Annotated in this window: 19 protein-coding genes, 1 tRNA gene and 1 riboswitch; of the genes, 12 read left to right on the top strand and 8 right to left on the bottom strand. The window is 71.7% G+C overall.

What is annotated here, in order from left to right; genetic code table 11:
* Positions 1-47 precede the first annotated feature (47 nt).
* The gene (locus ABEB03_RS37325; RefSeq protein WP_345657368.1) at positions 48-2,144 is read right to left on the bottom strand and encodes an asparagine synthase-related protein; all 2,097 of its coding nucleotides are present in this window, start codon (positions 2,142-2,144) and stop codon (positions 48-50) included.
* An 805-nt stretch (positions 2,145-2,949) separates the two neighbouring features.
* Here ABEB03_RS37325 and ABEB03_RS37330 point away from each other — a divergent pair.
* The 4 genes from ABEB03_RS37330 (at position 2,950) to ABEB03_RS37345 (ending at position 8,233) form a co-directional block, all read left to right on the top strand.
* Positions 2,950-4,374, top strand: a complete 1,425-nt coding sequence (locus ABEB03_RS37330; RefSeq protein WP_345657369.1) for an MFS transporter — start codon at positions 2,950-2,952, stop codon at positions 4,372-4,374.
* 133 nt (positions 4,375-4,507) lie between these two features.
* Entirely contained in the window at positions 4,508-5,713 is a 1,206-nt protein-coding gene (lhgO, locus tag ABEB03_RS37335) for an L-2-hydroxyglutarate oxidase (RefSeq protein WP_345657370.1), read from the top strand.
* 172 nt (positions 5,714-5,885) lie between these two features.
* On the top strand, positions 5,886-6,731 hold the full coding sequence (gene trmB / locus ABEB03_RS37340; protein ID WP_345657371.1) for a tRNA (guanosine(46)-N7)-methyltransferase TrmB: 846 nt from the start codon (positions 5,886-5,888) through the stop codon (positions 6,729-6,731).
* 116 nt (positions 6,732-6,847) lie between these two features.
* Complete coding sequence (locus tag ABEB03_RS37345) at positions 6,848-8,233, top strand: PrsW family intramembrane metalloprotease (RefSeq protein ID WP_345657372.1); 1,386 nt, start codon at positions 6,848-6,850, stop codon at positions 8,231-8,233.
* Positions 8,234-8,245: 12 nt separating this feature from the next.
* Here ABEB03_RS37345 and ABEB03_RS37350 read toward each other — a convergent pair whose 3' ends face one another.
* The 5 genes from ABEB03_RS37350 to ABEB03_RS37370 form a co-directional block, all read right to left on the bottom strand.
* Positions 8,246-9,190 (bottom strand): aldo/keto reductase, encoded by a 945-nt coding sequence (locus tag ABEB03_RS37350; RefSeq protein ID WP_345657373.1) that lies wholly within the window; start codon positions 9,188-9,190, stop codon positions 8,246-8,248.
* Positions 9,191-9,662: 472 nt separating this feature from the next.
* The gene (locus ABEB03_RS37355; RefSeq protein WP_345657374.1) at positions 9,663-10,703 is read right to left on the bottom strand and encodes a M23 family metallopeptidase; all 1,041 of its coding nucleotides are present in this window, start codon (positions 10,701-10,703) and stop codon (positions 9,663-9,665) included.
* Between the two features lie 11 nt (positions 10,704-10,714).
* Positions 10,715-10,869, bottom strand: a riboswitch (cyclic di-AMP (ydaO/yuaA leader).
* A gap of 233 nt (positions 10,870-11,102) precedes the next feature.
* The gene (locus ABEB03_RS37360) at positions 11,103-12,308 is read right to left on the bottom strand and encodes a PP2C family protein-serine/threonine phosphatase (RefSeq protein WP_345657375.1); all 1,206 of its coding nucleotides are present in this window, start codon (positions 12,306-12,308) and stop codon (positions 11,103-11,105) included.
* 188 nt (positions 12,309-12,496) lie between these two features.
* A tRNA-Met gene (locus tag ABEB03_RS37365) sits at positions 12,497-12,570 on the bottom strand.
* 142 nt (positions 12,571-12,712) lie between these two features.
* Entirely contained in the window at positions 12,713-13,858 is a 1,146-nt protein-coding gene (locus ABEB03_RS37370; RefSeq protein WP_345657376.1) for a dihydrofolate reductase family protein, read from the bottom strand.
* Between the two features lie 101 nt (positions 13,859-13,959).
* Between ABEB03_RS37370 and ABEB03_RS37375 the strand changes: the two genes are divergently transcribed.
* The gene (locus ABEB03_RS37375) at positions 13,960-14,463 is read left to right on the top strand and encodes a MarR family winged helix-turn-helix transcriptional regulator (protein ID WP_345657378.1); all 504 of its coding nucleotides are present in this window, start codon (positions 13,960-13,962) and stop codon (positions 14,461-14,463) included.
* Between the two features lie 196 nt (positions 14,464-14,659).
* Positions 14,660-15,286, top strand: a complete 627-nt coding sequence (locus ABEB03_RS37380; protein ID WP_095935266.1) for a GTP cyclohydrolase II — start codon at positions 14,660-14,662, stop codon at positions 15,284-15,286.
* 344 nt (positions 15,287-15,630) lie between these two features.
* Here the strand turns inward: ABEB03_RS37380 and ABEB03_RS37385 are convergent, their stop codons facing one another.
* Positions 15,631-17,271: a site-specific integrase gene (locus tag ABEB03_RS37385; protein ID WP_345657379.1), complete on the bottom strand. Its 1,641-nt coding sequence runs from the start codon at positions 17,269-17,271 to the stop codon at positions 15,631-15,633.
* A 429-nt stretch (positions 17,272-17,700) separates the two neighbouring features.
* Entirely contained in the window at positions 17,701-18,120 is a 420-nt protein-coding gene (locus ABEB03_RS37390) for a helix-turn-helix domain-containing protein (RefSeq protein WP_345657381.1), read from the bottom strand.
* A 223-nt stretch (positions 18,121-18,343) separates the two neighbouring features.
* Between ABEB03_RS37390 and ABEB03_RS37395 the strand changes: the two genes are divergently transcribed.
* From ABEB03_RS37395 to ABEB03_RS37420, 6 genes are all read left to right on the top strand, one after another.
* Positions 18,344-18,685 (top strand): helix-turn-helix domain-containing protein, encoded by a 342-nt coding sequence (locus ABEB03_RS37395; RefSeq protein ID WP_345657382.1) that lies wholly within the window; start codon positions 18,344-18,346, stop codon positions 18,683-18,685.
* Positions 18,682-18,999 carry a helix-turn-helix domain-containing protein gene (locus tag ABEB03_RS37400; RefSeq protein WP_345657383.1) on the top strand — a complete coding sequence of 106 codons (318 nt, stop codon included), beginning with the start codon at positions 18,682-18,684 and terminating at the stop codon, positions 18,997-18,999. The genes ABEB03_RS37395 and ABEB03_RS37400 overlap by 4 nt, the downstream gene beginning before the upstream one ends.
* Before the next feature lie 16 nt (positions 19,000-19,015).
* Positions 19,016-19,504, top strand: a complete 489-nt coding sequence (locus ABEB03_RS37405; RefSeq protein ID WP_345657384.1) for a hypothetical protein — start codon at positions 19,016-19,018, stop codon at positions 19,502-19,504.
* Positions 19,501-19,746, top strand: a complete 246-nt coding sequence (locus tag ABEB03_RS37410) for a hypothetical protein (protein ID WP_345657385.1) — start codon at positions 19,501-19,503, stop codon at positions 19,744-19,746. Before ABEB03_RS37405 ends, ABEB03_RS37410 begins: the two co-directional genes overlap by 4 nt.
* Positions 19,743-22,622, top strand: coding sequence for a DUF927 domain-containing protein (locus ABEB03_RS37415; protein ID WP_345657386.1), 2,880 nt, complete (start codon positions 19,743-19,745; stop codon positions 22,620-22,622). The genes ABEB03_RS37410 and ABEB03_RS37415 overlap by 4 nt, the downstream gene beginning before the upstream one ends.
* Before the next feature lie 328 nt (positions 22,623-22,950).
* Positions 22,951-24,561, top strand: a complete 1,611-nt coding sequence (locus ABEB03_RS37420) for a DEAD/DEAH box helicase (RefSeq protein ID WP_345657387.1) — start codon at positions 22,951-22,953, stop codon at positions 24,559-24,561.
* Positions 24,562-24,618: the final 57 nt, after the last annotated feature.

Consider the following 24,618-nt stretch of genomic DNA (forward strand, 5'->3'; position numbering starts at 1 on the left):
CCGGACAGACACAGACAGCGAAACGACCCCGCCCGGCGGGCCCCGGCTCAGGCGTGACGCCCCGCGCCCGCCCCCAGAGCCCGCCCCTGCGGCACTATCCCCGCGGGAACGGCCCGCTGGCGAGCCGGAGTCCCCGTCCAGCACGTGCCGCGGCGGGACAGCAGCCGGCGCAGCCACACCTCCAGGGAGACGAGATCGGCGAGGCCGTCCAGCGGCAGGGTCTCGCCCTCCGAGGCCGCGCGGAGCGCCTTGCGGACGACCCGGGCCTCGACCAGCCCCGCCTGAGCCAGCAAGGGCGTGTCGAACAGCCCGATCAGGGGATCCGCGAACGCCCGCAACCCCGTCCGCGCGGCCGCCGCCGACGACGCATGGGACGGCGCACCCCACCCCGGCGGCAGATCCCCCACCCCGGCCCCCTCCAGCACCGTACGGAGAATCGCCGCCCGCGCCCCGGGCTGCACCCGCAGCGCCTCCGGAAGGCTCCGGCACGCCCGCACCACCTGGTTGTCCAGGAACGGAGCGTGCAGCCGCTGGAAGCGGATCTCGGCGGCCTGCTCCAGCACCCGCACGTCCGCCGCATACCGGGCCAGCGCGGCCCGCGCCCGGAAGTCGCCGGGCCGCTGCCCGGGTCCGACCCCCGCCCGCCCCCCGCCCGCCTGGAGGCGAACCGATACTTCAGCCAACGCCTCCCCGGTCAGCCAACGCGCCGCGGGCCCGGGTCTGGCCCAGGTGAGCGCGGCGAGCGACGCCCCCACGGCCCCGCCGGGCTCCTCGAACCGCCGGTGCAGCAGCCGCTCGGCGAGGACGTCGACCCCGCTGCGGTAGGGCGTACGGGCCAGCTTCCGCGCCGCGGCGTACACGCGCGCGGGGACCATCACCGACCCGTCGGCCTTCGCCAACGCCGCGACGGGCCGCACCAGATGGCGCCGCTTGCGGTCCATCAGGAGGTCCGCGAGCCGGGCGGGATGCGCGTCGAGGACCTGCCGGGCGCCGTACCCCGTGAAGTGGTCCGCGCTGCCGGAGGCGAGGCGCGCGCGGTGGCGCGCGGCCGACACCAGGGAGGGCCCCGGCTCGTCCGTCAGCGGGCCGTCGAGGTCGGCGTAGGGGAGGACCTCCTCGCCCCCGGCGACGACGACGTGGTGCAGCCGGGGATTCGCGGCCAGCGTCCCGGCCCGCTCCAGCTCGGCCTCCCGCCCTCTGACGGCGAGGTCGTTGAAGGTGACCGCGAGCAGCCGCTCACCGGCGCCGGTGCCGTGTCCGAGGACCGTGCCGGGCGCCCCGGGAAGCCCGGCGGCGAGCAGCGCCAGCGTCCCGGACGCGGGTCCGCCGGAGAGGTCGGCGCCGATGCCCGGCACGGGCATGCCGCGCGCGGCGCGCCGCTCGGCCGGCCCCATCCCGGGCACCGGTCCGGGGTCCACGTCGGTGCCGGGCACGTGCCGCGGCGCGGCGAGACGCGCGCGGACGGCCTCCACCAGGGCGTCCCGCACGGCGTCCACGGCGCTGTCGGGGTCGGCGGAGGGGGCGGCGACGGCGAGGGACGCGACGGGTTCGTACCCGGCGATCTCACGCGCCCCCGCGCGCAGGATGAGTGCGTGCCCCGGCGGAATGCGCCGTACCCCTTCGTACGGGGTCGAGTCGTGCACGGCGTCCGGCACGTCGGGGGCGGCGAGCAGGGCCGCGAGATGCCCGAAGTCGAGGTTGGCCTCGATGAGGTCGGCGAGGGGCAGCGCGGCGGTCGCGTACGCGGTGCCGCCCGCCCAGGGCGTGTAGAAGACGGGCCGGGCGCCCGCGAGGTCACCGCAGACGGTCACGCGCCGGCCCACCTGGACGACGGCGGTGTAGCTGCCCGCCCAGTTGGTCAGGTGCCGAAGTGCCCCGCCGCGCGCGGCGAACAGCCCGAGGCGGAGCTCCTCGTCGGAGGCCGCGCAGGTGCCGAGGACGGCGATGCGGTTCTGCGGGTCGGCCTTCACGACGCGGACCTCGTCGGGGCGCCAGTCGCCGACGGCCCAGAGGGGGTCGGGGTCGCCCCACAGGAGGTGGGAGCCGACCGGATGCACTGTCTCGCCGTCGTTGCCGGTGGCGCCCGCCGAACCGATCTCAGGCGCTCTGGCGGCGGTACTGCTCCACCCCACCAACCATCGCATCGCCGCCTCCACAGGCTGTGGACAACCAGTGCACCGTACGAACTGGGCACCATGCTGCCACGAAGGAAGCGCGCGGGAGGGCCCCTGCGGCGGCTTGCGCTCCCTGAAATGCGCCCCTGTGCATGCGTCCGCGCTGCTCCGCACCCGCCACGCGCCCACCAGGACCCGCACACCCGGGCACAGAGAGTCGGCGCTCAACCGCCTTGGCCCGCAGGCGAATCCGCCCGGGGAACCCGGCGCGACCACCTCGCGCCGCAGCCCGCACGGGGCCCGCGCGGGCGTCCCCTGCCCCCCACCCGGCCGACGCGAATGCGCCCCCGATACGCTCCCCCAAAACCCCCTACGCGCCCTCAACTGACGTGGTAGGAGCCCTATTCGCCGCGGAAAGCCGCCATCGATTTTCGGCCAAATCGGCTACGGGCGCGCAGGCATGCACACTCTCCGTACAGGCCCTGCGCACCGCTTCGGCAACGCACAGTCCGGGAGGCGGAGTTCGCCTCCCGGACCGGTCCGCCGCCCGCGGGGATGGAGGCGGCGGTGTCCCCCAGCCCACTGGATCCAGTACAGCGGGCCGACCCACGCAGGGTCCATGGAAGCGCTCCCCGGATGGCCGGAGAAGAGCGCACGGGCGGGCGCACAGCCACACAGCGGGAGCACATCGCAACCGTCCGTACAGTCGTACGGACCACAATCCCGCCATCCGGAAGAACGCCCCTTAACGCTTGGGATCGGGCGAACTACGCTGGGTTTACGAATGCCGCGTGGTTATGCCAGCGCGGCAGCCGTCTGTGTCGAGGGGTGGCGCATGTCCAGGGAGCAACGCGGGCCGAACGAAAAACTCGGCGCCGTTCTCGCCCTCGCGGGAATCAGCAACGCAGGACTCGCGCGACGCGTCAACGACCTTGGCGCCCAACGCGGGTTGACTCTTCGCTACGACAAGACGTCGGTGGCGCGCTGGGTGTCGAAGGGAATGGTGCCGCAAGGTGCGGCGCCGCACCTCATCGCCGCCGCCATCGGCCAGAAGCTCGGCCGCCCCGTGCCGCTCCACGAGATCGGCCTGGCGGACGCGGACCCCGCGCCGGAAGTGGGCCTCGCCTTCCCCCGGGACGTCGGACAGGCGGTGCGGTCGGCCACCGAGCTGTACCGCCTCGACCTCGCAGGTCGCCGCGCAGGTGGCGGCGGCATCTGGCAGTCGCTGGCCGGCTCCTTCGCAGTGAGCGCATACGCAACTCCCGCTTCCCGTTGGCTGATAACACCGGCCGACAGTTCGGTGGCGCGCGAGGTGAGCCCCGCTGAGGGCTCCGGAGCACCGCTGAAAGTCGGCCACAGCGACGTGCAGAAGCTGCGCGAGGCAGCCGAGGACGCCAGGCGCTGGGACTCCAAGTACGGAGGCGGCGACTGGCGTTCGTCGATGGTGCCCGAGTGCTTACGGGTGGAGGCGGCTCCGCTGCTGCTCGGCTCGTACTCCGACGAGGTCGGCAGGGCCCTGTTCGGGGCCAGCGCCGAACTCACCCGTCTCGCGGGCTGGATGGCCTTCGACACGGGCCAGCAGGAGGCGGCCCAGCGCTACTACATCCAGGCGCTGCGGCTCGCGCGCGCGGCCGCCGACGTCCCCCTCGGGGGCTACGTCCTGGCGTCGATGTCCCTCCAGGCGACCTATCGCGGATTCGGCGACGAGGGCGTCGACCTCGCCCAGGCCGCCCTGGAGCGCAACAGGGGACTGGCCACGGCCCGCACCATGAGCTTCTTCCGTCTCGTCGAGGCACGCGCGCACGCACGCGCGGGTGACGCGCAGGCGGCGGGCGCGGCCCTGAAGGCCGCCGAGGGCTGGCTGGAGCGGTCCCGGGAGGGCGACAACGACCCGTCCTGGCTCGGCTTCTACTCCTACGACCGCTTCGCCGCCGACGCGGCGGAGTGCTACCGCGACCTGAAGGCGCCCCGCCAGGTGCGCCGCTTCACCGAGCAGGCGCTGTCGAAGCCGACGGAGGAGTTCGTCCGCTCCCACGGCCTGCGCCTGGTGGTGTCGGCGGTCGCGGAGCTGGAGTCGGGCAATCTGGACGCGGCGTGCGAGCAGGGCGTCCGGGCGGTGGAGGTCGCGGGGCGCATCTCCTCGGCCCGCACCACCGAGTACGTCAAGGATCTCCTGCACCGGCTGGAGCCGTACGGCGACGAGCCGCGCGTGGTCGAGCTGCGGGAGCGCGCACGGCCGCTGCTGATGGCTCCGGCCTAGCGGCGCCGGGGCCGGGCCCCGAGAAGCGGGCACGACGCGGACCGGTATGCGTCGCGCGCGTCCTCGGGGCACCTTCCGGGTTTGAGGGCATTGTCAGTGGCGCAGTGCACTATCGAGTCGGGAGGTGTGGCAGGTGCGGAGCACGTACGACTGCGATGTGCTGGTGATCGGCGGCGGGATCGTCGGTCTGTCGACGGCGTATGCGATCACGCGCGCGGCGCCGGGCACGCGGGTGACGGTGCTGGAGAAGGAGCAGGGCCCCGCCCGTCACCAGACGGGACGCAACAGCGGGGTGATCCACAGCGGGGTCTACTACCGCCCGGGCTCCCTCAAGGCGCAGTACGCGACGCGGGGCGCCACCGAGATGGTCAAGTTCTGCGCGGAGTACGGCATCGCGCACGCCGTCACCGGCAAGCTGATCGTCGCCACGGAGAAGCCCGAGCTGCCCCGGCTGCACGCGCTGGTGCAGCGCGGCCGGGAGAACGGCATTCCGGTGCGCGAGCTGGGCCCCACCCAGATCGAGGAGTACGAGCCGGAGGTCCGCGGCCTCGCCGCGATCCATGTCGGCACGACGGGGATCTGCGACTTCGTCGCGGTGGCCCGGCAGCTGGCGGAGGCCTCCGGGGCCGAGATCCGGTACGGGGCCGAGGTCCTGCGCATCGACCGCCGCCCGGCCCTGGGCGCCGCGGTGCGCACCGCCGACGGCACGATCGTCCGCGCCCGCGTCCTCGTGAACTGCGCGGGACTGCACTGCGACGAGATCGCCCGGCTCACGGGCGACGACCCCGGGATGCGCATCGTGCCGTTCCGCGGCGAGTACTACACGCTGGCGCGACCCGAGCTGGTCCGGGGACTGGTCTATCCCGTGCCCGACCCCGCGTTCCCCTTCCTCGGGGTGCACCTCACCCGCGGCATCGACGGCGGCGTCCACATCGGCCCGAACGCGGTGCCCGCGCTCGCCCGCGAGGGGTACGACTGGAGCGTCGTACGCCCCCGCGAGCTCGGTTCGACCCTGAGCTGGCCCGGTTCCTGGCGGATCGCCCGACGGCACTGGCGGTACGGCGCCGGGGAGCTGCGGCGCTCCCTGTCGACAGCGGCGTTCACCACGGCCGTCCGGCGTCTGCTGCCCGCGGTGACCCCGGAGGACCTGGTCCCCGCGGCGGCCGGGGTACGGGCCCAGGCGGTCCTGCGCGACGGCACCCTGGTGGACGACTTCCTGATCAAGGAGGGCCCCCGGACCGTCCACGTGCTGAACGCGCCGTCACCCGCGGCGACGGCCTCGCTGCCCATCGGAAGGGAGGTCGCCCGCAGGGCACTGGCCGCGCTGGCCGGCACATGACACCCCGGTTTCCCCTGCCGGACCCGCACCCTGCCCCTGCCCCTGCCCCTGCCCCTGCCCCTGCCCCTGCCCCTGCCCCTGCCCCTGCCCCTGCCCCTGCCCCTGCCCCTGGGGGACCTTGTCCCGGACCCGGATCCCCCAGCCCGCACACCCCCGTAAAATCGACACCACTGTGTCTGACTTCCTTGACTCCCCCGAAGAGGCCGGGCCGGCCACCGACGCCGGCTCGCTGCGGCATACCCGTGCGAAGGGCGAGCCCCGGTTCCCCGACGGCCCGAAGGCCGATCCCGCCGGGTCGCACTTCGAGCGGCGCATCCGGAGCTTCCAGCCGCGTCGCAGCCGGGTGACGGCCGGGCAGGCGGACGCGCTCCAGCGGCTGTGGCCCAAGTGGGGTCTGGACATCGACGGGCAGCGGACGATCGATCTGGCCGAGCTGTTCGGGACCGACTGTCCCGTCGTGCTGGAGGTCGGCTTCGGGATGGGCGAGGCGACCGCGCAGATGGCGGCCGAGGACCCGAAGACCGGGATCCTCGCGGTCGACGTGCACACGCCGGGCCAGGGCAACCTGCTCAATCTCGCCGACCGGGGCGGCCTGTCCAATGTCCGCGTGGCCAACGGCGACGCGATCATCCTGCTCAGGGAGATGCTCCGGCCGGAGTCCCTGAGCGGTCTGCGGGTGTACTTCCCCGACCCCTGGCCCAAGAAGCGGCACCACAAGCGGCGGCTGATCCAGCCCGAGTTCCTCAGCCTGGTGGCGACCCGCCTCAAGCCGGGCGCGATCGTGCACTGCGCGACCGACTGGGAGCCCTACGCCGAGCAGATGCTCGAAGTGCTGAGCGCGCACCCCGACTTCGAGAACACCCAGCCCGACGGCGGTTACGCGCCACGTCCCGGCTTCCGGCCGCTGACCCGTTTCGAGGGCCAGGGACTGGACAAGGGTCATGTGGTGAACGACCTCCTCTTCCGGCGCGTACAGCAGCTCGAAGAACACCCGGACCAGCAGTCCGCCGACGGCTGAAGGGCCGCTGAAGCCCCGGGAGCCACCCGGGCCGTCCCTTCGGTGTCCGTGCGGGTGCCCCGGGCAGCACCAGGCACCGTCGCGGGCTGCGCCCCTCCCTCGTTAGGGTCGATGCCGTGGCCACCTGCCCTCCGTACCCGACGTACCCGACGCACCCCGGCGGTCCCGCCGGCGGTGGGCTGCGGCACGCGCACTGGTGGCAGCGCCGATGGGTCCGGTACGGCGCGCTGATCACCCTGCTCGCGATGTCGGGGCTCGTGATCCTGGCGCTCGTCCGCGAGCAGACCGGCACCGAGGGCTTTCTGGTCGGCCTCGGTCTCGCCGTGTTCCCCGTGCCGCTCCTCATCGCCGCGTTCCGCTGGCTGGACCGTGTCGAACCGGGCCCCTGGCGCAATCTGATCTTCTCGTTCGCCTGGGGCGCCTGCGCCGCCGCGCTCATAGCGATCGTCGCCAACAGCTTCGCGACCAGATGGATAGCGACCTCGACCGCGGACCCGTCGAGCGCCGACACGCTCGGCGCGACCGTCATAGCGCCGATCGTCGAGGAATCCGCGAAGGCGGCCGCCGTGCTGCTGGTCTTCCTCTTCCGCAGACGGGACTTCACCGGGATCGTCGACGGGGTCGTCATAGCCGGGATCACGGCCACCGGCTTCGCGTTCACCGAGAACATCCTCTACCTCGGCACCGCGTTCGGGACCGACCAGCTCAGCGGGGAGCGGGGGCTCGCCTCCCTCACCGCCGCGACCTTCTTCGTCCGCGTGGTCATGTCACCGTTCGCGCATCCGCTGTTCACCGTGCTGACCGGCATCGGATTCGGCGTCGCGGCACTGTCCGCGGAACGCCAGCATCTGCGCCGCGTGCTGCTGCCCTTCGGCGGACTGTTGCTCGCCATGGGCATGCACTCCGTCTGGAACGGCTCCTCGACGTTCGGGGAGTACGGATTCTTCGCGGTGTACGCCGCGTTCATGGTGCCCGCGTTCGGACTGCTGACCTGGCTGGTCGTCTGGACACGGCAGCGTGAACTGCGCACCGTGCGCACGGAGCTTCCGGCGTACGCCGTCGCCGGCTGGCTGATCCCGGCCGAACCCCATGTGCTCGGCTCCATGCGGGCGCGGCGGCTCGCCCGCGAGTACGCGGGGCATCACGGCGGGAAGGCCGCGGCGCGCTCGGTCGCGGAGTACGAGGCGTACGCGACCTCGCTCGCGTTCCTGCGTCACCGGGGCCGCCGCGGCCGTGCCGGCGCCGACTTCGTCGTGCGGGAGCGGGAGTTGCTCGACGAGCTGTGGCGGCGCAGGGAGATCGCCCGGCCCGCCCTGGCGTACGCGGCACGGGCGGTCGCACCGCGGATTCCGGCACCGCCGTGGCCCGCCCAGGGAAGCGGCTACGGGTACGGGTACGCCTGGGCGTACGGACACCCCGCGGAGCAACCGCAGGGACAGCCGTACGGGAACCCGTACGGCCCGGTGGCCCCGTACCCCGCCTACAACCCCTACCGCACCTAGCGGCAGCTCCTGTCAGGCGGACGCCTTCGTCAGCTTCGCCAGCTCCCCCTCCGTGAGGACGAGGTCCGCCACGCCCAGCAGCGCCGGGAGCTGTTCGACCGTGCGGGCGGAGGCGATGGGGGCCGCGACCGTCGGCTGGGCGGCCAGCCAGGCCAGGGCGACCGTGGCGACCGGTGCGCCGTGCGCCTCGGCGACCTCGTCCAGGGCGGCCAGGACACGGATGCCGCGTTCGGAGTCGAGGTGCTTGCCCGCCCCTGCGGCGCGGGCCGAGTCGACGCTCGTACCCGGGCGGTACTTGCCCGTGAGGAAGCCGGACGCGAGGGCGAAGTACGGGACGGCGGCGAGGCCGGCGCGGGAGGCGACGTCGTGCAGGGGCCCCTCGTACGTGTCGCGCGAGACGAGGTTGTAGTGGGGCTGCAGGGCGACATAGCGCGCGAGGCCCTCGCGGTCGGAGAACTCCAGGGACTCGCGGAGCCGCTCGGGGGAGATGTTGGACGCGGCGATGTGCCGCACCTTGCCCGCGCGCACCAGTTCGTCGAGCGCGCCGATGATCTCCTCGACCGGCACCTCCGGCTTGTCGAAGTGCGTGTAGTACAGGTCGATGCGGTCGGTGCCGAGGCGGCGCAGGGACGCGTCGGCCGCCGCCTTGATGTTGGCACCGGACAGGCCCGGGTACCGGGGGTGCTGGCTGACCTTGGTGGCGAGGACGACGTCCGCGCGGTTGCCGCGCTTCTTCAGCCACGAGCCGATGAGGGTCTCGGACTCGCCGCCCTCGTTGCCGTCGACCCACGCCGAGTAGGAGTCGGCGGTGTCGATGAAGTTGCCGCCGGCGGCGGTGTACGCGTCGAGCACGGCGAAGGAGTGCGCTTCGTCGGCGGTCCAGCCGAAGACGTTGCCCCCGAGGGCGAGCGGGAAGATCTCGAGGTCGGACGGACCGAGCTTGCGGAGAGGAGTCATACCTCGCCCCAACACCCTTACCGGATGGGTGTATTCCGCATGCATCCGAAGACATCCGAATGCACCTGACCGGCAGCCCTGACGTCGGGGGGTTGTCGTCAGGGCTGCCGGAGACCGTTGCCGCGGAGGAAGTGGCGCCGCCTCGGCGGAGGATGTGCGGTCGCGCCTCAGGAGTGGCGCCCCTCGCACCGGGGGCCGGGCCCCTCGGCTCGGGATGAAGCCCGTGCGCCCAGGGCGCTGAGCCCTGGGTTCGGGTGGAGACCCTCGGCCCAGGCTCGGATCCCTGAGCACAAGGGTGGAGACCCTCGGCCAGGGGAGATCCCCCGGCACGAGCGTGGAGCACCTCAGCCAGGAGCCGGAGCCCTCGGCACAGAGCTGGAGACCCTCAGCCCAGGGGAGATCCCTCGGCGCAAGGGTGGAGACCCTCAGCCCGGAGCCGGAGCCCCTCGGCGCAAGGGTGAAGACGGTCGGCTCAGGGGTTGAGGCCCTTGCCGCGCAGCCAGGCCATCGGGTCGATGGAGTCGCCTCCGCCGGGGTGCACTTCCAGGTGGAGGTGCGGTCCGGTGACGTTGCCCGTCGCACCCACGCGCCCGATCACTTCGCCCGTGGTGACCTTCTGCCCGGCGGTGACACTGATCGACGACTGGTGGCAGAACCACAGCTCGGTGCCGTCGTCGAGGGTGAGGACCGTGCGGTAGCCGTACGCGCCGGCCCAGCCGGCCTCCGTGATGGTGCCGCCGTGGATCGCCTTGATGAGCGTCCCGGTGGGCGCCGCGAAGTCGAGGCCGGTGTGGTAGCCGGAGGACCACATGGAGCCGGCCTCACCGAAGGTGGAGGTCAGCGTGTACGAGGAGGTGGGCAGCGAGTAGCTCTTGGCCAGCTCGGCGAGGCGCTCCGCCTCGGCCTTGGCCTTGGCCTCCTCCTCCGCCTTCTTCTTGGCGGCGGTGGCCTTGGCCTCCGCGGCGTCCTGCTGCTTCGCGGCGGTCTCGGCGGCCTGCTTCGCGGCGGCGGTCTCGGCGGCCTCCTGGGCCGCGCTGTCGACCTGGTCCTGCTGCGACTCGGCCTGCTGCATGATGCGGGCACGCAGCGCCTCACCGGCGTCGGCGCTGCCCTGCGCGGCGTCCGCGCTGGTCAGTCCGGCGGTGGTGAGAGGAGTGTTGGAGCCCTTGGGCGCGCTGGACTCGCCGCCGTCGGAGATCAGGGCCTTGGCGGACTCGGTGACCGAGGAGAGGTCGGGCAGGGAGATCGAGACCGGCGGCTTGCCGGGCGCCGCGGTGGCCATGCCACCCGCGCCGACGGCGGCTATGACCCCGACACCGAGGACGGTGGAGCTGCGGGCGAGTCCTCCGCCGCGCTGCTTGCTGACGCGGTGCCGGCCGCGGACGGGACGGACGGAATCCGCGGTGGGATTCCACTCCTCCCAGGGGCCCTCGTCGTTGCCGTGCGCGTAGCCGATGGACTGGGTTTCGTCCGGCGCGAACGAGGTTGGCTGGGCAGGCCGGTTGGACGCCACGTGGGCGCGCTCCTTTCCTTCCTTCTCGCCTACCGGGTTAGCTGACGGGTTCGGAGCAGGAAGGTCTCCTACGCGCGTCCCCCACGGATATGACCGCGAAGAACGCCCGATTCACCCCAAGTTGGTGGTTCCCCGGCTCCCTTGCGGGATTCGGCGCGTGCGCACGGAGCCATCTCTTGTGACGGCTGGGACGACCGCGCTGCGTTATCGAACGTTAATAGACGCGGACCCCGGATTCCAAGCCGTTCGGACTGATCGTTAACGCTTTTGGCCTGGACTTTGGGGGCACCACCGTCGGAAACCGGGCGAGTTGACCGCACCTCGTAAACACACCTTTCCTTGATGGTGCGTCAGTCGTTATGCGGAGGGATACGGTCCGGTCACCCCCGGTGACGACGATCAAGGACGTCGTACGGCGAGCAGCGCCATGTCGTCCGTCGTGCCGCCTCCCGCGTGCCGCCGGACCTCCTCGGCCAGGACGGTCAACAGGGCGTCGGGACCGGGGAATACGCGTCCGGCGAGACGTTCCGCCGGGTCGTAGAAGTCCCCACGCCCGTCGCGCGCCTCGGACAGACCGTCGGTGTAGAGGAGCAGCGTCGCCCCGTGCGGGAACTTCTCGCACACCGCACGGTCGGGCCAGCTGCCCAACTCGCCCATCCCGAGCGGCAGTGCCGCCGGCCCGCCGTCGAGCGTGACGAGCGTGCCGTCGGCGTGCAGCAGCAGGGGTGGCGGATGGCCGCGGTTGAGGATCCGCACGACACACTCGCCGTGCGGGACCTCCGCGAGCACGGCCGTGGTGAAGCCCTCGAAGGCGTCCAGACCTTCCCGCCGGGTGCCCTCACGCGCCAGCGCCCGTTCGAGACGGCCGGCGACCGCCTCCAGGGTCGCCTCCTGCTCGGCCGCCTCCCGGAAGGCGCCGATCACTACGGCGACGGCGGCCACCGCGCCCATGCCCTTGCCCCGTACGTCTCCCACGACCACGCGTACGCCGTGCGGCGAGTCCTGCACCGCGTAAAGGTCGCCGCCGATGAACGCGTCGGCCTGCGCCGCCTCGTAGCGTGCGGCGACCTCCAGACCGCCGATCCGCTCGGCCGGTTCCGGCAGCACCGCGCGCTGCGCGGACTCGGAGACCTCCCGGACCGAGGCGAGCCGTTCGTCGCTGCGGCGCACGAGGACGTTGATGAGCGCGGCCAGGCCGGCGGCGGTCGCCACGGTGACGACTTCCGTGACCGCGTCGACGTGCATGACGATTCCGAGCCTGAGGTGGACCGCGAGGACGGCGACGACGGCCAGCAGGCCGGTGAGCGCCGTGCTCAGCAGCGTGTAGAGAGGCGCGGCCACCAGCGGGGCGGCGGTGAAGAAGGGGGCGGCGGTGAACTCCCTCGGGGTCAGGTAGTCGTAGAGGACCCCGGCGACGACGAGCAGCGCGGGCAGCACCCGGACGAAGGTCCGCGCGGAGGAGACCCCACGCTCCCCGGCGCCCGCGGGACGGGGCCGCGGGGTGTCCCCGAGGCCGGGGTCGGGCACGGGGTCGCCGGGCAGCCGTCCACCGGACCGGTCGTACGGGCCCGTGGCCGCTCGCCGCTCGCTTCCTGGTCGCCCCACCCGTCCAGATTTCCCGGCACGGGGGCGGGCGGCGACCGGTGTGGACCGACCGGGGGAATGCGCGAGGTCGTGCCCTGCCGCCACCCGGGGCGCGGGGCAAGGGTGCGAGGAAAGGCCGAGGACCGGGAACAGGCCGGGGGAAAGACCAAGGGCCGGACTCGTCATTCCGAGTCCGGCCCTTGTTTCAGTAGCGGGGACAGGATTTGAACCTGCGACCTCTGGGTTATGAGCCCAGCGAGCTACCGAGCTGCTCCACCCCGCGTCGGTGAAACCAGTGTACGCCATCCGCGGGACCCGAAGCACACACGTTTCTCCGCGCCCCCTCCCGGCGTGTCGCGCGAGGCCGGGGACCAGGGGGCTTCGTTCGGATCGGCTCGGGCCCGCGGCGATCCGAACGAAACCCCCTAGCCGAGCAGGTGCCGGTTGGGCGCCTTCGCCCGCTCCTCGAACTCCGGCAGTTCGAGGACGTGGACGCCCGCGGCGGCGAGCAGCCCGCTTCCGTCGGCCTCCGCGACGAACGTGTCGGGCTCGCGCCACGCGGTCACCACGCGCCGCACCCCGGCGTCGAGGATCAGCCGGGCGCAGGGGGCGGGCCGGGAGGCGCGTCGGGCGCACGGCTCCAGGCTGCTGTACACGGTGGCGGAGGCCAGCCGGGGGTCGGCGGGGTCGATCTTGGCGAGCGCGGCCTCCTCGGCGTGCACGACGGGGTCGTCACCCTCCCGGGAGTGACCGCGGGCCAGCTCGGTGCCGTCGGCCGCGACCACCACCGCGCCCACGCTGAACGCCGTCTGCGAGGGCGGGCACAGCGCGGCCAGCTCGCAGGCGAGGGCCAGCCACTGCCGGTCCGCGGCGCCGGCGAGCTCGCCGGTGCCGGGTGCCGTGGGGACGTACCGGATGAGGACGACGTCTCCGACGGCCCGCGTCTCCACGAGGCGCATCCGCCCGGGGGGATACGCGCCCGGACCGAACAGCCGCGGCGCGTCCGGCTGGCCCACGAAGAGCGGTGCGACGGCGAGATGCAGCTCGTCCGCGAGCCCTTCCCGCATCAGCTGGGTGTGGACCCGCCCGCCCCCTTCGACCATGAGGCGGCGCACGCCCCGCACGTCGTGCAGGTGCTCCAGCACGGCGCGCCAGTCGAGCTCGGGGCCGGTGGAGACGATGTCGATGCCGAGGTGGTCGAGCCCGCGCAGGGCCTCGGCCGCCCGGCCCGCCCCCTTGTCGGTCGTGTAGACGGCCTTCTCGCCGCCGGTGTGCCAGAACTGTGCCGCCGGGTCGAGATCGCCGGACCCGCTGACGGTGACCTTCAGCGGGTACTCCGGACGCCCCTCGGCGACGCGTGCCGTGCGGCGCTCGGCCGAGTTGACCAGGAGCCGCGGATTGTCCGCGCGGATCGTGCCGGCCCCGACGAGGATCGCGTCGCTGGACGCCCGCACCTCGTCGACCCGGTCGAAGTCGGCCGCTCCCGAGAGCAGCAGCCGCTCGGGGCCAGTGTCGTCCAGGAAGCCGTCGAGGGAGACGGCGGCGGACAGCAGGACGTAGGGATGGGGCATGAGGACGCACCCTCCGGCTCTCGGCGGTTCGAACCGGCTCGCGGCGGCCCGGCCCGGCTGACTCAGTGGTTCAACTTTTAAACAATACCTAGACTGGCAGCATGACGACCCGCTGGCTCTCCCCCGCCGAACAGCGCGCCTGGCGCTCGTACGTCTCCGCCTCCTCGCTCCTGGAGGACACGATCGACCGCCGGCTCCAGGCGGAGGCGGGCATGCCGCACCTTTACTACTCCATCCTCGCCATGCTCTCCGAGGCGCCGGACCGGCGGCTGCGCATGACCGAGCTGGCCGAGATCCTGAAGATCACCCGGAGCCGGCTGACGTACGCGGTGACACGGCTGGAGAACGACGGGACGGTGCGCCGCGAGGGCTGCCCCACCGACAAGCGCGGCCAGGTGGCGACCCTCACCGACGAGGGCATGGCCGTACTGGAGCGGACGGCGCCGGGGCACGTGGAGACGGTGCGGGCGGCGATCTTCGACCATCTCACCCCGGAACAGGTCGGCCAGCTGGAGGAGATCTGCGGGGCCATCACGCGGGCGATCCAGGGCGAAGGGGCCGGGACCTGCGGGGAAGATCTGCCCTGGCGGCGACGTTCTTCGTGAGGTCCGCGCGCGAGACGCGCGGACGGGGGGCACGCGAGTCGCCGCCGGCCTCGGGCCGCGCCGCACGGCACACCGGGCGACAGGCGACGCGGAACGCATTGCTTGAACTTTAAAGCACCGTGTATTGTCTCCCTCCGAGGGCTTGCTTCAAATCTGAAGCACCGTCTCGAACGAACCCGCTGGACGGAGAGACAACATGCGCGACTACCCCACCGCCACGGTGCGCACCCGCGTCCGCGTACCGCTGCGCTTCGGTGACGGCTACTCGGTCGACGCGGAGCTGGTCACCTTCCACGGCCTCGCCGACGAGCAGGAGCACCTGGCGGTCGTGCTCGGCGAGCCCGGCCCCGACCCGCTGGTGCGGCTGCACTCCGAGTGCCTGACCGGCGACGTCTTCGGCTCGGCCCGCTGCGACTGCGGCCCGCAGCTGCGCGAGGCGGTGGAACGGATCGCGGACCGGGGCGGCGTACTCCTGTACCTCCGTCAGGAAGGCCGCGGCATCGGCCTCTACAACAAGCTCGACGCGTACGCCCTCCAGGACCAGGGCCTCGACACCTACGCCGCCAACGCCGCGCTCGGGCTGCCCGAGGACGGCCGCGACTACACGGCCGCCGCCCAGATGCTCCGGGCCCTCGGCATCGACTCCGTGGACCTGCTCTCCAACAACCCGGACAAGGCCGACCAGCTCCGCGACCTCGGCATCACGGTCGCCCGGCGTGTCCCGACGGGCGTCTTCACCACCGCGCACAACGTCCGCTACCTGCGCGCCAAGGTCCTCCAGACCCAGCACACGCTGCCCCTGCCGGAACTGACGGCGGGCTGACGCCCCGCCGCCCCCGCGGCACTCGCCGGCACGCACGACGACGGCGCCCCACCCGAGACCGGGTGGGGCGCCGTGCGCGGTAGACCCTGTGGGACTCGAACCCACAACCAATGGATTAAAAGTCTGCGGTCCGCTCATCGCGTCTCGTATCGCGTTGAATCGCCAAGTGCTGCGTCATGCCGTCCAGTGCTGGTCAGAGGCGTTTAGCGTACGTTCATCACCGCTGCTTCGCACCGTCTCGTACCGTCTCGTATCGCGTCGTTGCGTGGCCTTGGGGCCAGCACGGGGCCAGCAGTAAGGGCCTCCGACCCGCAGGTCAGAAGCCCTTTGCCTGTTCGTCAATTCTACGCCGAGGCCTGCCCGTTGTCAGTGACCGGGCGTACCGTGGTGCTCATCCCATCCGCGCTCGCTGGCTGCGACGCGGCAGGCCCCGTCTCCGGTACAGCGGCCGGCGGCGGGGCCTCGCTCTGTCCGCGACGAGCTCGCGGCACAAGCGCGGCGGCGCGCTCGGCAATCTCCAGGTCGACTTCCTGGAGCAGCGAGGTGTACGTGTCCGAGGCGAGTTTGATGGTGGAGTGCCGCAGCGTCTCTTTGATGGCATGGAGGTCGCCGCCGCCCGCATGGATGAGTGTGGCGGCGCAGTGCCGGAGGTCGCGCAAGTTGATGGGCGGTAGGCCCGCGGCCTCGTACAGGCGCCGGAACGTCTTGCTGACGACGTCCGGGTGCAGCCACTCGCCGGACTCGGTCGTGAAGACCTTGCCCGTATCAACCCAGGCGGCGCCCGACGCCGCCCTCTCTGCTTCCTGGCGTGCTCTGTGCTCGCGCAGTACCTGCACGGTGACGGAGTCGAGGCCGATGGTGCCGGCGGAACCGTCTGTCTTGGGCGCCGTTTCGGTGGGCGTCCACCCGTCCACCACGATTTCCTTGGCGACGGTGAGGGCCTGCCCGTCGAGGTCGACGTGGACCCAGTCCTGCCCGACGCCCTCGCCGCGGCGCAGCCCGCGGAACGCGATGAGATGGAAGAACGCGTAGAGCCTGTGCGGCTCGGCCTCGTCGAGGAACACGCCGAGCTGCTGCGGAGTCCAGACCATGACGCCGGATGGCGTCTCCCCTGTCTCGCGCCAGCGGTCGACGTGCTGCTGCGTCCAAAGGATGGCCTTGGGTCGCTTCCCTGAGTCCAGCTCTACCCAGGCCGCCGGGTTGAAGGTGATGAGCTGGCGCCGGATCGCCGCGTTCAACGAGGTTCGGAGCGTCGCCCTGATGCGCTGCTTGGTGGCGGCCCCGGTGATCCTGCGGTAGGGCGGCATGGCCGCCAGCTTGGCGCGCTCGGCCTCCAGCCGTTCGCGCTCCGAGGCCTTGGGTGCGCCAGGTCTGCCCAACGAGCAGCGCGCTTCCTGCTCGCGCCGAGCCGCGTTCTCCGCGGCCACGGTCTCGTTGGCGTCGTCGATGGCGTCAAAGAACTCCTGGACCTGACCTACGTTCAGGCGGTCCAGGCGGTAATGCCCGAGGCCTGGACGCAGGTGGACGCGGATGTGCGAGGCGTAGCCAGCGTTCGTCGTCTTGCGTGTCTTCTTGGCGGCGAACCAGGTGTCGAGCCACTCCCCGACGGTCGCCTTGCCATCGAGGGGGATGCCGACGCCGAGACGGCGCTGTACCTCGGCGGAAGATGGGATGTCGGCGCGCCGCTTCATCGTGTCGGCGAGCAAGTCACCGACGCGCCGTTGCTCATCCTCATCGTCGCCGGGTAGGTCAAGGATCGCCTGGAGCCGGGAGAGGTCGGCCGAGGCGTCCCGCACGCTGCCGTATCCGGTGCGCCGGAAGGTGCGGCGCTTTCCGTCTGCGTCGGGCGGCAGCTCCTGACGCAGAGATAGGGAACCGTGGCTCTTCTTGCTGAGCTGCGGACAGGACTTGCCCAGCAGCTTTCCGTCTGCCCCGCGGCACTCGCAGCGCTTGGTGATGCTCCCGGCCCGGCGTGCAGACGGCATTACTCACTCCTCTCGCTCGGGCGGAGCGCCCTCCTGTCCAGGCTGCCAGAGACCCACCCCGATCAGATGCCGCAGGACGGCATTGAGCTCGGTCATGAGTGCCTCCGTCATCTCTCCGGGACGTACGGCCAGAGCCGTTCCGTGCTCGGTGAGGATGGGCATGAGGATTTCGCCGTCGGGCAATGCGTCGCTGAACACGTACCAGGCGCGGGCAGTCGCGCCGAGGTGGTGTGGCGGCTCCCCATCGGACTCAGGCGGTTGTGGTGACCCCATGTAGCCTCCCCATCTCCCGCAAATGCGTTCGAATGTGGACCTAGACCTGCACCCCTTCGGTTACGGGGTGCTTCGACATGATCGCACCACGAGCCCCTCTTGTGTACTCCCCGCTTCAAATGCTCACCCAGGGTGATTCACAGGGGAATGCATGCGTTACTGATCTTCGTCCGCGTCCGGGGGAACAAGGGTGTCGATGAACGCAAAGAGGCGGTCCCGCTGCTCTGGGTCAAGCTTGTCCAGCTTGCGCACGTAGGCGACCGAGACGGGCGACCCTCCCTCGACGGGATCCCTGCCGTGGAACTGGCTGCCGGCCGCATCCTGGAGCGTCCTGAGCGGCAGCTCGGTGGCGGCGGCGAGCGCACACAACTTCTCGTAATCGGGAGACTCGACGTTCTCCCCCGTCTCCAGGCGGTAGATCCAGCCACGCGTTACACGTGTCCCGCTCACCGGGTCGACGGCCCTCTCCGCGAAGGCATCGAGCCCCAGCCGCAAGGCCTTACGGCGCGCGCGGATCAAGTCAGCAAAAGCGGTGCGCCGTTCAGGGTCACTCGGTGTCTGCTCTCTGGCCGCCATGGGGGTCATCCTGCCACTCCTGTGGTCTGAGCGAATCGTCGGGCGTTCAGGGTCGCGCGCGGATCACTGTGACGTACGGGCAGGTTGCACAGGTTGTTCATTCCATGCACTGAACGAATTGTTCAGTAGATAGGTCGACAACGCCAGGTAGCGCGGAGTCATTGGCCGATTACAGACGCGCCCCCTTCATTCAGCAGACTGGACAAAGCGTTCAGCTCATGGAATGCTCTCGCCCACAGCGTTCAGCAAGATGAACGTGGCTTTCAGCGAGGTGAACGTGAGAGAACCCGCACCCACGATGTACGCGGTCCACAGTGGGGACCGACTCAAGCTCCTGATGGAGCGCACCGGCACCGGTGAAGCAATCACCAGCCGCGAACTGGCCGCCATCGCAGGCGTAGCCCACGGAACGATCGGCGCCCTCATGTCCGGCGCCCAGCAGTCCGTACCCGAGCACAAGGCCAAGTCCATCTGTGCGGCGCTCGGCGTGGACCTGTTGGTCCTGTGGGTCCCGCTGGAGCGTGCCGGCCGCGCCTTCATCCCGGTACAGGCGGCGGTGTCATGACGACCGCCACGCCGCTTACCCCCGAGCAGGTCCGCGACCTGCCCGCGATGCCCACCGTCAAGCAGGCCTTTGCCGCACTGAACATCGGCCCGACCAACGGCTACGCCCTGGTCAAGGCAGGCGACTTCCCCATCGAGGTCGTACCGCTCGGGCGCGCGTTCCGCGTCCGCAAGGCCGACTTGCTCGATTTCCTCGGCCTCTCCGAGACCGCTGCTTCCGAGGTCCAGTCGGCAGCAGCCACAAGCGACGACGCCCCCGGGGTCCAGCCGGGAGCGCCGTCCGAGCAGTCCGCACCCACAAGCGCCAGCAAGTAGAGAACGGGGTCCGCTCATGGAGCACACTCCCACGGCCGCAGGAAACGCGACCAGCCACTCGCCCGGCGTCGCCGAGGCCCTCGCCCGCCTCGACGCCGTCCGCGCCGACGACGCGAACCCTGCCTACCGGCGGATGGTCGACGCCATCGCGGAACTCATCATCAAGACCGGCAACCCGGCCATGGTGTTCGAGAGGGTCCTCGAAGGGCTCGCCGCCCAGGACGTCACCGAGACCGCCGCCAGGCACGGGCTCCTCCTGCATCGCGCCGACCAGGCCGCGACGGAGGACGGCACGTTTGCCGAGCTCGCCGTGTTCTGGCCCGCGCACCTCGCCGTCCTCCCCCATGGGCAGCCCGCGACCGTCACCCTCGTGCAGCTGCGCGCGGCCGTCGCCGAGCACGAGCAGAGCGAGCGGCTCGCCGCTGACTTCCAGGCCTCCGTCGCGGCCGGCCACGTCGAGGACCTCAACACCTGGCACGCCCGCACCACCCAGGCCGCCAAGTGACCGCCCGCACGGCGCAGGCCCGGGACACCCCGGGCCGCGCGCCGACCCCCCAGCAGGTCGTCGCCGAACTGCTCGTCGACCTCGACGGCAGACGCGCCCGCTACGAATGCCGGCGCCCCAACTGCCCGCAGCCCCTCGAAGGGCCCATCACTGCCGCACGGCACGGCCTCGCCGAGCTGCGCGCGTTCATCGCCGGGATCAAGGACGTTCACCTGGCCGCGTTCCACAAGGAGCAGCGTTGACCGACTCACAGCCCACCGAACTCCGGGCCGAGGCCCGCGAGCTGCACGACGCTGGCCTGTGCGTCCTGCCCATCAAGGCCGACGGGAGCAAGCGCCCCGCCGTGACCTGGCTCCCCTACAAGGTGGCCCGGACCACGCCAGAGCAACACGACGCATGGTTCGGCGGCGACCAGGCCCGCGGCATCGCCGTCGTGTACGGCGCCGTCTCGGGCGGCGTAGAGCTCATCGAATTCGAGGGCCTCGCCATCCGCGAGGGCCTGCTCGACGCCGCCACCGAGATCATGGAGGCAACCGCACCATGGCTCGCCGAGGCCTGGCAGTCCGTCCTGACCGGATGGGTCACCGAGTCGCCCTCAGGCGGCCGGCACTACCGCGTCCGCGTCGAGGGTGGCGACGTCCCCGGCAACACCAAACTGGCTTCACGCCTCGCCGAAGAGCACGAATACACCGACGAGGAGCGGCAGCGGCTCCGCGAGAAGCCCAACGCCCGCATCGTCCGCGTCCTGGTTGAGACGCGCGGCGAGGGTGGCTACGGCCTGGTGGAGCCGTCCGGCGGCACGGTCCATGCGTCCGGGCGGCCGTACGTCCGGCTCGCCGGCGGGCCCGCCAGCATCCCCACCCTCGACGCCGTGACGGTCGGCGCTATCCGCGACGTTCTGCGGATGCTCGACAAGCTGCCGCAGCCCGAGGCGGTGAAGACTGCCCCGCGCCCCGCGGCGCCCCGGTCGGACGGGTCCCTCCGTCCCGGCGATGACTTCGAGGCCCGCGCGTCCTGGGAGGACATCCTCTCCGGGATCTTCCGGCCGCTGCACACCCGCGGCAGCGAGACCTACTGGGGATGGGCGGACGGCGTCGGCGGCGTGAAGGCCACGACCGGCAAGGACGAGCACGACCGGCTGTTCGTCTTCGCCACGGGGTCCGAGTTCCAGAGCGAGACGCCCTACAGCAAGTTCGGCGCCTACGCCTTGCGCGAGCACGGCGGTGACCACAAGGCCGCCGCCCGGGAGCTGGCCCGCCAGGGCTACGGCACCCGTCACCTCGCGTCGGTCGGCGCCGGCCCTGCCGCACCCGCACCCGCACCCGCACCCGCACCCGCACCCGCACCCGCCAGCCCTACCCCGGACGCCGCGCCTGCCGAGGATGAGCACGCGAGGGCCGACGACGAGCAGGCGCTCGACCCTGAGGGCTTCAACTACGCCGACACGTTCGGGCTCCCCGCTGCCGTCCGCACCCCTTACGACTACCGAGTGACCGGCCGCGGCGTCGAGGTGCTCAGCACCAGCGGCGAGAACTGGCAGCGCGTCACGTTCGCGCCTCTCGTCATCACGGCGACGTTCGAGGACCCCGAGGGCGACCAGTACGTCGAACTGTCCTGGATCGACCGCAGCCTCGGCCGGCCGCGCCGCATCTCCCGCATCGTCTCCCGCGAGACCGCAAAGCGCGGGAGGAAATTGATCGAGACCCTCGGTAGTGCCGGACTGCCCGCCGTCGAGGGCGACGCGCGGGCCGTCGAGAAGTGGCTCGCCGAGTTCGAGGCGGGCAACGTCGGGCGCATCCCGTCCGAGCAGCTGGCCCGCTGGCTGGGCTGGCAGGACGACGGCACGTTCGTCTCGTCGCCCGAGGACGGCATCAAGGTCGACACGCCGTTCGAGGAGCAGCGCGGCCCTGCCCGAGCGCACGCCAGGAAAGGGACGCTGGACGGTTGGCGGGACACCGTCGCCCACCTCGCAGGCTTCCCGGTGCCGCGTGTGGCCGTGGCCGCCGCGCTCGCCGCTCCCCTGCTCAAGCCCCTCGGCCTGAACTCCTTCACGCTCGATATCTCCAGCAGGTCCACCAAGGGCAAGACGACCGCGCTTCAGTGCGCCCTGTCCGTGTGGGCCGACCCGTCCGAGCACGCGAGCGCCATGTCCAACTGGAGGACGACGCTCTACGCGATCGAGAAGCGGCTCAACCTGGTTCGCGGCATCGTCACAGTGTTCGACGAGACGATGGCCGTCACGGACGACACCCTCATCGACGAGGTCCTCTACCAACTCCCGATGAACCACGGGAAAGCGCGCAGCGGCGGCGCGTTCGGCAACATGCTGCCCTGGGAGACCATCCTCCTGTCGTCCGGCGAGCGGCCCGCGCTGTCCTTCACGACCAGCCAGGGCGCCGCGGCCCGCATCCTCGGCACGACCATTCCCCCCTTCGGCGACGGCGGCGGGCCGACGGCGGCAGCGGCCCGCGAGGGCGTCCTCGCCAACCACGGCCACGCGGGACCGGAGTTCATCCGGTACATCCTCAGCGGCCTCGCGCAGCCGAACGGCAGGGAGAAGCTCAAGGAGCACCACCGCACACTGGTCGATGAGTTCCGCGGCAGCGGCGACATGACCAACCGGCGCGCGCCGATGGTCGCCGCTCTGGTCCTCGCCGAGACCCTGGCCTGCCGAACGGGCCTGCTGCCGTACGAGCCGCTCACACACGACAAGTGGCGGTCCCTGTTCACCGCGCACAACCCCACCGACAACAGGCCCGACATGGCCCTCGACGTCCTGCGGGAGTACGTGGCGGGCCACGCGCACGAGCTCTTCAGCGCCACTCGCGCGGCCATGAACGAGAAGCCCCCGTACTCCGGTTGGCTCGGCGTCCTGTCCACCAAGGACGGCGTCACCGAGGTCGCCCTCCTGCCTGAGCGGGTCCGGAAGATCCTCGCGGACGCCGAGTACTCCCTCGACGCCGTGGTCGGTAGCTGGGTCGATGCCGAGTACCTGAAGACGCTGAAGAGCCAGCGGCCGGCGCATCTCGTGCCGCGACGATTCGACGGCGTCCGCGCAAAGTGCCTGGCGTTCACGCCCAAGGGCCTCAGCTTCGGCGACGAGGACGAGGCGGCATGAGCGCCGCCACGGCGGTGGTACGCACTGAGTGCGTACCACCCAGCCGCCCGAATCTCCGCAGGTCAGAGGCATTCCAAGGCCCACTTTCGGGGTGGTACGCACTCGCCCGGAAATGGCACCCCTCAGGCGTGTGCGTGCGTGCGGGCGCGTGCGTGCGAGCGCGCACACATAGACCCCTGTGTGTTTCTGCGTACCTGCGTACCACTAGCTCTCTAGAGAGAGATAACGGCAGGTCAGAGCTGCTTTTGCCCCGGTACGCAGCCGGTACGCAGCCGGTACGCAGTGCGTACCGCCCCTCTCCCCCCTCCACCGAATCGAGGTGACCCGTATGTCCTTCACCCCCCGCCCCTATCAGCTCGAAGCCATCGAGGCACTGCGCAAGGGATGGGCCGACGGCCGCAACCGCCTGGCCGTCGTCCTGCCGACCGGCGCCGGCAAGACCGTCGTCTTCTCTCACCTGGCCCATCAGATGCTCGACAGCCTCGGCGGTCGCCGAGTCCTCGTCATCGCCCACCGAGAGGAGCTCATCGAGCAGGCCGCTTCCAAGCTCTTGGCGGTCGACCCCATGCTGCGCGTCGGCATCGTCAAGGCGGAGCGCGACAACCACCACGACGCCGACGTGATCGTGGCCAGCGTCCAGACCCTCGCCGTGCAGCGGCGTCGCGAGGCCATCCGCGATATCGGCCTGATCATCGTCGACGAGTGCCACCACGCGGCGGCCCGCTCCTACATGGAGGTACTCAGGCACTTCGGCGCCTGGGACCCGGACGGCGCGAAGGTGGCCGGCTTCACCGCGACCATGACCCGCACCGACGGCGGCCTCGCCGAGGTCTGGGACGACGTCGTGTTCCGCCTCGACATCCTCGACATGATCGGCGACGGCTACCTGTGCGACGTCCGCGGGAAGTCGATCACGGTCGACACCCTCGACCTCAACAAGGTGAAGACCCGCGGCGGTGACCTCGTCGAGGGCCAGCTCGGCAAGGCCCTCGAAGACTCGGGCGCCCTCGACGCCATCGCCGCGGCCTACCGCGAGCACGCGGCAGACCGCCCCGGCGTCGTCTTCACGCCGACCGTGGCGACCGCCCAGCAGGCCGCCGCCGCCCTCACCGCCGCCGGTATCACCGCGGCCCCGGTGTGGGGCGACATGGGCCGCGACGAGCGCCGCGCCACCCTCGCCCGGTACGAGGCGGGCGACGTGCAGGTGCTCACCAACTGCATGGTCCTGACGGAGGGGTTCGACGCCCCGCACACGTCGTGCATCGTCGTCGCTCGCCCCACCAAGAGCCCCGGCCTGTACGTGCAGATGGTCGGCCGCGGCCTGCGGCCGGCGCCTGGAAAGCGGGACGCGCTGCTGCTCGACGTCATGGGTGCCGCGTCCCGCCACAAGCTCGCGAGCATGGTCGACCTCACCGAGCGGGAGATCGGCGAGACCTCGGAGGGCAAGAGCCTGCGCCAGGTCGCCGAGGAACACGCGGCCTCGGAGAAGCGCCGGACGCTGGTCGCCCAGGTCACCGCCGAGGAGATCAACCTGTTCGGCGGCTCCTCCATCTGCTGGCTGCGCACCCCGGCCGGAACCTGGTTCATCAGGGTCTCGAACGCCATGACCCTTTTCCTCCAGCGCGACGCCGGCACCCGGCTGTACCGCATGCGCCGCTGGACAGCGGACGGCGGCGTGCAGGCGCCGCGCGAGGACACCGCCCGCCCCCTCGGCGACGCGCTCGCGTGGCTGGAGCAGCAGGCCCGCGTACTGGCCCCGGGCGCATTCGTCGACCGCCGGGCGCGCTGGCGAGCGGGCAAGCCGAGCCCCAAGCAGCTCGGACTGTGCCGCCGTCGCGGGATCACCGTCCCGCGCCAGGCCACGGCCGGCGAGGTCGCCGACCTCATCGACACCGAGCACGTGACCTCGGTCCTGGACTCCCTGCTCACCGCCGCGTAGCGGTCCGGGCCTGTCGCTATCAGGCCCGGACCTCCACCCATCACATCACGGAGGACT

The organism is Streptomyces siamensis, assembly GCF_039543605.1.
In the GTDB taxonomy this organism is placed as follows: domain Bacteria; phylum Actinomycetota; class Actinomycetes; order Streptomycetales; family Streptomycetaceae; genus Streptomyces; species Streptomyces siamensis.

Bases quoted from the DNA above. Each gene is read 5' to 3' on its own strand.
- ABEB03_RS37385 (WP_345657379.1), bottom strand. From the start codon at position 17,271: ATGCCGTCTGCACGCCGGGCCGGGAGCATCACCAAGCGCTGCGAGTGC.
- ABEB03_RS37400 (WP_345657383.1), top strand. From the start codon at position 18,682: ATGACGACCGCCACGCCGCTTACCCCCGAGCAGGTCCGCGACCTGCCC.
- ABEB03_RS37370 (WP_345657376.1), bottom strand. From the start codon at position 13,858: ATGCCCCATCCCTACGTCCTGCTGTCCGCCGCCGTCTCCCTCGACGGC.
- ABEB03_RS37405 (WP_345657384.1), top strand. From the start codon at position 19,016: ATGGAGCACACTCCCACGGCCGCAGGAAACGCGACCAGCCACTCGCCC.
- ABEB03_RS37350 (WP_345657373.1), bottom strand. From the start codon at position 9,190: ATGACTCCTCTCCGCAAGCTCGGTCCGTCCGACCTCGAGATCTTCCCG.
- ABEB03_RS37390 (WP_345657381.1), bottom strand. From the start codon at position 18,120: ATGGCGGCCAGAGAGCAGACACCGAGTGACCCTGAACGGCGCACCGCT.
- ABEB03_RS37380 (WP_095935266.1), top strand. From the start codon at position 14,660: ATGCGCGACTACCCCACCGCCACGGTGCGCACCCGCGTCCGCGTACCG.
- ABEB03_RS37330 (WP_345657369.1), top strand. From the start codon at position 2,950: ATGTCCAGGGAGCAACGCGGGCCGAACGAAAAACTCGGCGCCGTTCTC.
- ABEB03_RS37395 (WP_345657382.1), top strand. From the start codon at position 18,344: ATGCTCTCGCCCACAGCGTTCAGCAAGATGAACGTGGCTTTCAGCGAG.
- ABEB03_RS37375 (WP_345657378.1), top strand. From the start codon at position 13,960: ATGACGACCCGCTGGCTCTCCCCCGCCGAACAGCGCGCCTGGCGCTCG.
- ABEB03_RS37420 (WP_345657387.1), top strand. From the start codon at position 22,951: ATGTCCTTCACCCCCCGCCCCTATCAGCTCGAAGCCATCGAGGCACTG.
- ABEB03_RS37325 (WP_345657368.1), bottom strand. From the start codon at position 2,144: ATGCGATGGTTGGTGGGGTGGAGCAGTACCGCCGCCAGAGCGCCTGAG.